Origin of the sequence: Gulosibacter sediminis (genome assembly GCF_014904065.1) — a bacterium.
Classification (GTDB): domain Bacteria; phylum Actinomycetota; class Actinomycetes; order Actinomycetales; family Microbacteriaceae; genus Gulosibacter; species Gulosibacter sediminis.
This window is the reverse complement of the sequence record NZ_JACXJG010000020.1, coordinates 42,229-49,854: the sequence shown is the minus strand read 5'-3', so window position 1 is coordinate 49,854 and position 7,626 is coordinate 42,229. Positions and strand designations below refer to the sequence as shown.

7 protein-coding genes are annotated in these 7,626 nt (G+C 68.3%); 2 read left to right on the top strand and 5 right to left on the bottom strand.

Annotated features, from left to right (window positions below):
* Nucleotides 1–25: 25 nt before the first annotated feature.
* From ID132_RS10780 to ID132_RS10765, 4 genes are read right to left on the bottom strand one after another with little or no spacing between them, the layout of a single operon-like run.
* On the bottom strand, nucleotides 26–643 hold the full coding sequence (locus tag ID132_RS10780) for a PepSY domain-containing protein (RefSeq protein WP_125106698.1): 618 nt from the start codon (nucleotides 641–643) through the stop codon (nucleotides 26–28).
* 35 nt (nucleotides 644–678) lie between these two features.
* Nucleotides 679–969 carry a GNAT family N-acetyltransferase gene (locus ID132_RS10775; protein WP_125106699.1) on the bottom strand — a complete coding sequence of 97 codons (291 nt, stop codon included), beginning with the start codon at nucleotides 967–969 and terminating at the stop codon, nucleotides 679–681.
* Between the two features lie 45 nt (nucleotides 970–1,014).
* Entirely contained in the window at nucleotides 1,015–1,239 is a 225-nt protein-coding gene (locus ID132_RS10770; protein WP_193128595.1) for a hypothetical protein, read from the bottom strand.
* Complete coding sequence (locus ID132_RS10765; RefSeq protein WP_459562482.1) at nucleotides 1,202–2,566, bottom strand: MFS transporter; 1,365 nt, start codon at nucleotides 2,564–2,566, stop codon at nucleotides 1,202–1,204. Before ID132_RS10765 ends, ID132_RS10770 begins: the two co-directional genes overlap by 38 nt.
* A 336-nt stretch (nucleotides 2,567–2,902) precedes the next feature.
* Here ID132_RS10765 and ID132_RS10760 point away from each other — a divergent pair, with 336 nt between their 5' ends.
* The gene (locus ID132_RS10760) at nucleotides 2,903–4,987 is read left to right on the top strand and encodes a hypothetical protein (protein ID WP_193128593.1); all 2,085 of its coding nucleotides are present in this window, start codon (nucleotides 2,903–2,905) and stop codon (nucleotides 4,985–4,987) included.
* 24 nt (nucleotides 4,988–5,011) lie between these two features.
* Here ID132_RS10760 and pgm read toward each other — a convergent pair whose 3' ends face one another.
* Nucleotides 5,012–6,637: a phosphoglucomutase (alpha-D-glucose-1,6-bisphosphate-dependent) gene (pgm, locus tag ID132_RS10755; protein WP_193128592.1), complete on the bottom strand. Its 1,626-nt coding sequence runs from the start codon at nucleotides 6,635–6,637 to the stop codon at nucleotides 5,012–5,014.
* A 41-nt stretch (nucleotides 6,638–6,678) separates the two neighbouring features.
* On the opposite strand from pgm, the gene pheA reads away from it, so the two are divergent.
* Nucleotides 6,679–7,611: a prephenate dehydratase gene (pheA, locus tag ID132_RS10750; protein ID WP_193128591.1), complete on the top strand. Its 933-nt coding sequence runs from the start codon at nucleotides 6,679–6,681 to the stop codon at nucleotides 7,609–7,611.
* Nucleotides 7,612–7,626: the final 15 nt, after the last annotated feature.

Below are 7,626 nucleotides of genomic sequence, written 5' to 3'. Positions count from 1 at the left end.
CGGCCCGCCACACCTCCCCGATGCGCTAGTCCTCGCGGATGTCGCCGGTCGCGGCGTCGATCTCGAGGTCAGGCTGCTCGTTGCCGTCGTCGTCATCGAAGTCGACATCCCAGTGCAGGCTGCCGTCGTCGCTGTCGAGGTCGATGCTGTCAACGACACCCGACTGGTGCTCCTGCGCGAGGGCGATCGCCTGCTCCATCGACACGTTCACCTCATCGAGACGGCTGAGCTCGTCGTCATCCTGCTCTTCGATCCGCGCGGTGCCGTCGGCCGACACCTCGACCTCGTAGACCACGCCGTCGAGTGCGACCTCGATGTCGAAGCGGTCGTCGCCGTCATCGTCGAGATCAAGTGAAACCGCGAAGCTGCCGGAACCCACTTCATCCTGGGCCGCCGTGATCGCGGCCGTGTAGTCGACGCCCGACGCGGCCTGGCCCTGCGAGCTGTCGTCGCTCGGCGCGGCGCTCGACTCGGGCGCCGCGGTCTCGGCGGGCGCCTGCGTCTCGTCCGGAGCCTGCGAGTCCGCCACCTCGGGCGCATCCGCGCTCGTTGCGTCGCCGCCGCTCGAGCACGCGGCCAGGGTGCCGAGCAGCACCGGGGTGGCGACGAGGGACAGTGCGATGCGGGTGGTGTTCTTGTTCATGCCCCCCACGCTATGCACGGGGCATTGGCCGAAGGTTAGCGCTGTGTGAGAGCGCTGTAATCTTCGTGCCGCGCGATCCATGCCTGCACGTAGCTGCACGCGGGCACGACGCGCTTCGTGCTGTTGTCGCGCACGTCGTCGAGCGCCGACTTCACGAGCTTCGACGCGACACCCGTGCCGCGATGGACGGGGTCGACCACGGTGTGGTCGAAGACGAGCTCGTGTTCGGTCTCGGTGTAGTGCGCGAAACCGGCGACCTCATCATCGAGGTAGAGGGCGTAGCGCTCGTTGTCGGGCTCGTGCGTCACGGTGTAAGCATCAGACATGGCCTCACGCTACCGAGCGAAGCCGAGGGCGCGCTGTGCCGCTGACTAGGTCGTCGCGTTGCTGCGCAGGTCGCCGCGCTGCTGCATCTCTTGCAGTGCCGACGCCGTGCGGAACGGCTGGTTTGGCAGCACGAACGAGAGCAGCAGTGCGATGACGAGCATGCCAAGCCCGAGCCAGTAGCCGTAGACGAGTGAGTTGTTGAACGCGTCCATGAACGGCGCGGCGAGGCGCTCATCGGCGCCGGTGAGGAAGCTCGTGTCGCCGTTCATCGCGGCGGCCGCCTGATTGCTCGGGCCGTTGAGTAGCTCGACGATGCGCTCGTTCGCGGCGTCGGGCGACTTTGCCTGTTCGGCGAGGGCGNTCGGCGACCGGGCCCGAGTGGGCGGGTGCATCGAGCGCCGCCGGAATCGTCTGCGTCAGCGTACCGAACAGCAGCGAGAAGGTGATGCCGGTGCCGAGCGTGCCGCCAATCGAGCGGAAGAACGAGGATGCGCTGGTCGCGACACCCATCTCGGTCGCGTCGACCGAGTTCTGCAGCACGAGGGTGAGGCCCTGCAGCAGCCCGCCGAGCGCGGCGCCGAAGAGCACCATCGGCAGGTAGAGCTTCCAGAGTGGGTCGTCGTAGCGCAGCGTGACGAGAATCGCGAAGGCGACGGTGAGTAGCGTGAGGCAGAGCACGACGATCCACTTCGCGCGCCCGAGTCTCGCATAGACGAAGCCGATGACCGAGGACGTGATGAGCTGCGCGCCGATGAGCGGCAGCTGCGCGAGGCCCGCGGCGGTCGGCTCGAGCTCCATGATGACCTGAATGTAGAGCGGCAGCGTTGTCATGACGCTGAACATCGCGAAGCCGACGAGCACGCTGAGCAGCACCGCGATCGTGAAGGCGCGCGACGAGAACAGTCGCAGCGGAATCAGCGCGTCGCGGCCCATGTAGCGCTCGGTGAAGATGAAGCCGACGAACGCCGCGACGATGACGACATAGCAAACGACCGCCGGCGCCGAGGTCCAGCCCCAGTACGCGCCCTGCTCGGCGACGAGAATGAGTGGCACGACGATGAGCGTGACGAGCGCGGCGCCGCCGAAGTCGATGCGCGGCTGCGCCCGCTTGCGGGGCAGGTGGAGGAACCGCGAGACGAGCACGAACGCGATCGCGATGAGCGGCACGTTGATGAGGAACACCCAGCGCCAGCCCGAGATCCAGAGCAACTCGTCCATGCCCGCGAACAGGCCTCCGATGAGCGGGCCGGCGACCGAGGCGACGCCGAACGCCGCCATGAACAGGCCCTGATAGCGGGCGCGATCCTTCGGCGCGAACATGTCGGCGAGGATCGCGAGCGGCAAGGACATGAGGCCACCGGCGCCGAGCCCCTGCACCGCGCGGAAGGCGGCGAGCTGAATCATGTCTTGCGAGAACGTCGACAGCACTGAGCCGAGCGCAAAGATCACGATGGCCGTGAGCATGAGCGGTCGGCGACCCAGCACATCCGAAAGCTTGCCGTAGATCGGCGTGCTCACCGTCGAAGCGATGAGGAACGCGGTGGTCACCCACGCCTGCAGCGACAGGCCGCCGAGTTCGTCGGCGATCGTGCGCATCGCGGTGCCGACGACGGTCTGGTTCAGCGCCGACAAGAACATCGACACGATGATGCTGAGGAGGACGAGGTGGATGCTGCGCTTGGTGAGGATCTGCGAGGTGACTGGCTGGTGGGCTCGGTTCTTCGCCATGCAGAAATTTCCCCTCGCGCGCCGCACCGTGCACCGTATTGTCGTTAGCTGATGAATTGTACGCCGCCCGTACTACATTGCCGAGGTTCTGCCATCGGTCGCGGTAAATTGGCGGCAGGAGGCATGATGAGCAACAAGACCTGTCCCGTGTGTGGGGCCACCATCGTCGCGGGCCAGCGTTTTTGCGGCGAGTGTGGCAGCCGATTGGCGACCACGCAGGAGTCGGCGCAAGCCGGCGACGCGGCCGAGCGCAATTCAGTGATGCACCGACCGGGCGGCGGATCGCCAGACCCGTTCGCGGTCGGCTCGGCCGACGCAGGGTTCGGCGAAGACGATGACTTCTTTAGCCAGTTCGTGCCGAAGTCGAGCGCGCAGCAATCGCAGGATGCGCCCGCGCAGCCCGCGGCGCCCGAAGAGTTGCGGTCGCGGCGCTCGCGGCGTCGCTTCAACCCGAACGTCTACGAGACCGGGCCGGTCGAAGATGTCGCGGCAGGCGACACCGGGCAGGTGCCGCCGATGTTCCCGCGGCACGTCGCTGAGGAGACCTCGCAGCCATCGGCTCCACCCGAGACCGCCGCACCCCAGCAGTCGGCGCCTGCGGCCTCGCCGTTCGAGGAGTCGGGCGAGCCCATCGAGCCGAAGACGCGCCAGATGTCGCTCGACGACATCCAGCACGCGCTGAGCGCTCATGAGACGGTCGAGCAAAGCGCCGCCAGCCAGCACGAGGATGCGCGTGAGCAGGAAGAGCGCGCCCGCACCGCCGAGACCTGGCAGGTAGACCCGGACCGCCGGCGCGTCGCCGACGAGGCGACCTTCACGCAGCTCATCGAGGGTCTGCCCGACGACCCCGCCGACCACCCGATCTCCTCGCCGAAGTACGTGCAGGACGATGTGCAGGGCGACGTGCAGCAGGACGCCGGGCAGCAGGAGCTGCCGCAGTTCCCGGCGCCCCAGCAGGCGCAGTCATCGCAGCAGGCCCCAGCGCCGGCCCCGACGCAGGCAGAGAGCCGGGCCGAGTCGGCCTTTGCGCCCCTGCCGCAAGCCGAGGTCGACCCGCAGCAGCACGAACAGCAGGAGCGCGCGAACGCGTTCTTCACGGATGCGCCCACCGAGCGCGCGCAGGCGGAGCAAGCTCAGCGGGCGCAGGCCGAAGCGCAGGCCGCCGCCGAACGTGAGCAGGCAGACCGCGCACGAGCCGAGCAGGCTCAGGCCGAACAAGAACAGGCCGAACAAGAACAGGTCGAACAAGCGGCGCAGCAGCAGGCCGCGCCCGGCTCCTCGATGCCGACGCTGCCGCCACTCGCGCAGCACAACCAGCAGCAGGGCTGGGCCCAGCCACAGCCGCCACAGCCGTCCCAACAGCAGTCCTCCTCGCAGCCCCAAGACCCGCAGGACCGCGAACTCAACTTCGACAGCCTCATGTCGGAGTTCGACGACTCCGAGCAGCAGTCCGAGCGTAACCAGCAGGCCTCGCCGGCGTCGACACGCGACTGGCGCGCATCCGAACGCCGAGCAGCCGAAAGCGCAACCGCGGTCGGCGCAGGCACGGCCATCAACGTGGGCGGTGGCACTGGTGGCCCAGGCGGCCCGACCGGCCCAGGCGGTTCCGGTCCGCGGGGCCCCAAGAACGGCGACCCGAAGTACACCCCGCAGGAAGTGCAGCGTCGCCGCAAAGGCGTCATGACGATCCTCATCGCTGCGGCTGCGGCCGTTGTGCTCATCATCGGCGCTTTCGGCATTAGTGCACTCTTCGGCAGCGGTCAGAGTGACCCGGCGGCCGAGGGAGAGCAGTCACAGACCTCGGCCGGCACCGAGTCGACCGCGCCGACCGTCGGGGGCAACCTCGGCGACGGCGGACCGACCGAAACCGAAACCCAGACGGCCGAGCCGACGCAAGAGCCGTTCGATCCGGTTACGTTCCAGTCGGGCTCGGGCAACATTCGCTGCCAGATCACGCAGGAGACCGGTGTCGCCTGCCAGCTCACTGCGACGAACTTCGCCGCCCCCGCCGAGATGTGCCAGAACGGCCTCTACGCCGGTGCATCCGTTGGCGTCACGACCGACGGCGCGACCTACCCGTGCCTGACCAGCGGCTTCGGCGGCGGCCAGGCGCTCGCCTACGACACCCCGATCACCGCGGGCCCGTACACCTGCTCGATCAACTACTCGACCGGTGTGAACTGCGACAACGGTGACGGCGACGGCTTCTCGATGGAGTACTCCGCCGGCATCACGATCAACGGCGACATGGCCGCCGAGCCGCAGCCCGAGGTGGCGCCGGTCGGCTAGTTCCGCCCACCGGCGCCCTCGGCGCTACTGCATCGCCGCGTCGACGATCTGCTTCGCCTCGGCTTGCACCTGCGCGAGGTCCTCCGGACCCTTGAACGACTCGGCGTAGATCTTGTAGACGTCCTCGGTGCCGCTCGGGCGAGCCGCGAACCAGGCGTTCTCGGTGACGACCTTGAGACCGCCGATGGCCGCGCCGTTGCCGGGTGCCTCAGTGAGGCGGGCGACGATCGGCTCGCCCGCGAGCTCGGTTGCGGTTACCGCGTCGCCCGAGAGTGCCTTGAGCTTTGCCTTCTGCGCGGGCGTGGCCGGCGCATCCACTCGCTGGTAGGCAGGGTCGCCAAACTTCGCGACCAGGTCTTGGTAGTAGTGCGAGGGCGAACGGCCCGTCACGGCGATGATCTCGGCCGCGAGCAGGGCGAGCAGGATGCCGTCCTTGTCGGTCGTCCACGTCGTACCTTCGAAGGTGAGGAACGACGCGCCCGCCGACTCCTCGCCGCCAAACACGACGCTGCCGTCGCTCAGGCCGGGCACGAACCACTTGAAGCCCACCGGCACCTCGTCGAGCTTGCGGCCGAGGCTCGCGACGACGCGGTCGATCATCGAACTCGACACGAGCGTCTTGCCGATGCCCGCATCCGCCGACCAGCCGGGGCGGTGCGTCGCGAGGTAGTCGATCGCCACTGCGAGGTAGTGGTTCGGGTTCATGAGGCCGTGCGCCGGGGTGACGATGCCGTGACGGTCGGCGTCGGCGTCGTTGCCGGTAAGGATGTCGTAGTCCTGGCGGTGCGCGAGCACCGAAGCCATCGCCGAGGGGCTCGAGGGATCCATGCGGATCTTGCCGTCCCAGTCGAGCGTCATGAACGGCCAGCGCGGGTCGACGTTCGGGTTCACGACGGTGAGGTCAATGCCGTAGGTGTCGGCGATCGCCTGCCAGTACTCGACGCTCGAGCCGCCGAGCGGATCGGCGCCGATGCGCACGCCCGCGCGCTGGATCGCCTCGAAGTCGATCACCTTCGCGAGGTCGTTCACGTACTCGGTGCGGAAGTCGTAGCGGCCGATCTTGCCGTCGGAGTTCGTGCGCTCGACGCCCTCGTTGCCGCCCGCGATGAGGTCGTTCGCGCGGTTTTCGATCCACTTTGTCGCGTCGGTGTCGGCGGGGCCGCCGTGGGGCGGGTTGTACTTGAAGCCGCCGTCCTGCGGCGGGTTGTGGCTCGGGGTGATGATGATGCCGTCGGCCTGGGCGGATGCGTGGGCCGGGTCGGCGTTGTACGCCACGATCGCGCGTGAGAGCGACGGGGTCGGCACCCACGAGTTATTCGAGTCGGCGAGCACGTTGACGCCGTGCGCCGCGAGCACGTCGAGTGCCGTCTCTTCGGCTGGCGCGCTCAGCGCGTGTGTGTCGCGGCCGATGAAGAGGGGCCCGGTGACGCCCTGCTCGGTGCGATACTCGACGATCGCCTGCGTGATGGCGAGGATGTGCGTCTCGTTGAACGACGACGTCAGGCTCGAGCCGCGGTGCCCCGAGGTGCCGAAGGCGACGCGCTGCGTCGGTTCGTCGACGTTCGGAACATTGCGGTAGTAGGCGCCGATGAGGTCATCAACGTCGATGAGGTCTTCGGGAAGTGCAACTGTGCCGGCTCGTTCATGCATGGGTTCATCCTGACAGTATTTGGTTGCAATAGGCTCGACATATGAGCGCATCCGACACCATTTCGTACCTGGGGCCGGCGGGCACCTTCACCGAGATGGCGCTCCGCCTCGCCCCCGAGGCCGAAGGCAAGGTGTGGAAGCCCGTGGCCAATGTGCTCGAGGCACTCATGGATGTGCAGACGGGCACCTCGTTTGCCGCGATGATCGCCATTGAGAACTCGATCGAGGGCGGCGTGACGGCGTCGCAGGATGCCCTCGCGACGATGGAAGGTCTGCGTATTGTGGGCGAGTACGTCGTGCCGGTGCGCTTCTCGCTCGCCGTGCGCCCGGGCGTGACGCTCGACGACGTCCACACCGTCGCCGCGCATCCGGTCGCCTACGGCCAGTGCCGCCGCTGGCTGCACCGCACCCTGCCGGGGCACGGCCATGTCGCCGCCTCGAGCAATATCGCGAGCGCCGAGGTGCTGCTCGACCGCCCCGACCTCATCGACGCCGCGGTGACGCCGGTGAACATCCGCGAGCGCTTCGATCTCGAGGTGCTCGCCGACGACATCCAAGACAACGCGCATGCCCGCACCCGGTTCGCGCTCGTGACGACGCGCACGGACGTGCCGGCGCGCACCGGCCGCGACAAGACTTCACTCATCGTCGAGTTGCCCGAGGAACGCCCGGGCGGGCTCATGACGATGCTCGAGCAGTTCGCGACCCGCGGCATCAACCTTTCGATGATCACCTCGCGGCCGATTCCCGAGCAGCCGGGCCGCTACCGCTTCGTTGTCGACCTCGACGGACACCTCCACGACGCGCGGGTGGCGGATGCGCTGCTCGGCCTGCGCCGTTACAGCCCGTCGGTCAAGTTCCTCGGCTCGTACCCGCGCGCGGCCGCGTCGAGCGTCGACGAAGACCCGGCCGCGAGCGACGCGAACTACGCCGAAGCGCAGCGCTGGTTCGACACGCTCGACAGCGCCCGCTAGCGCGCCGCGGCGCCG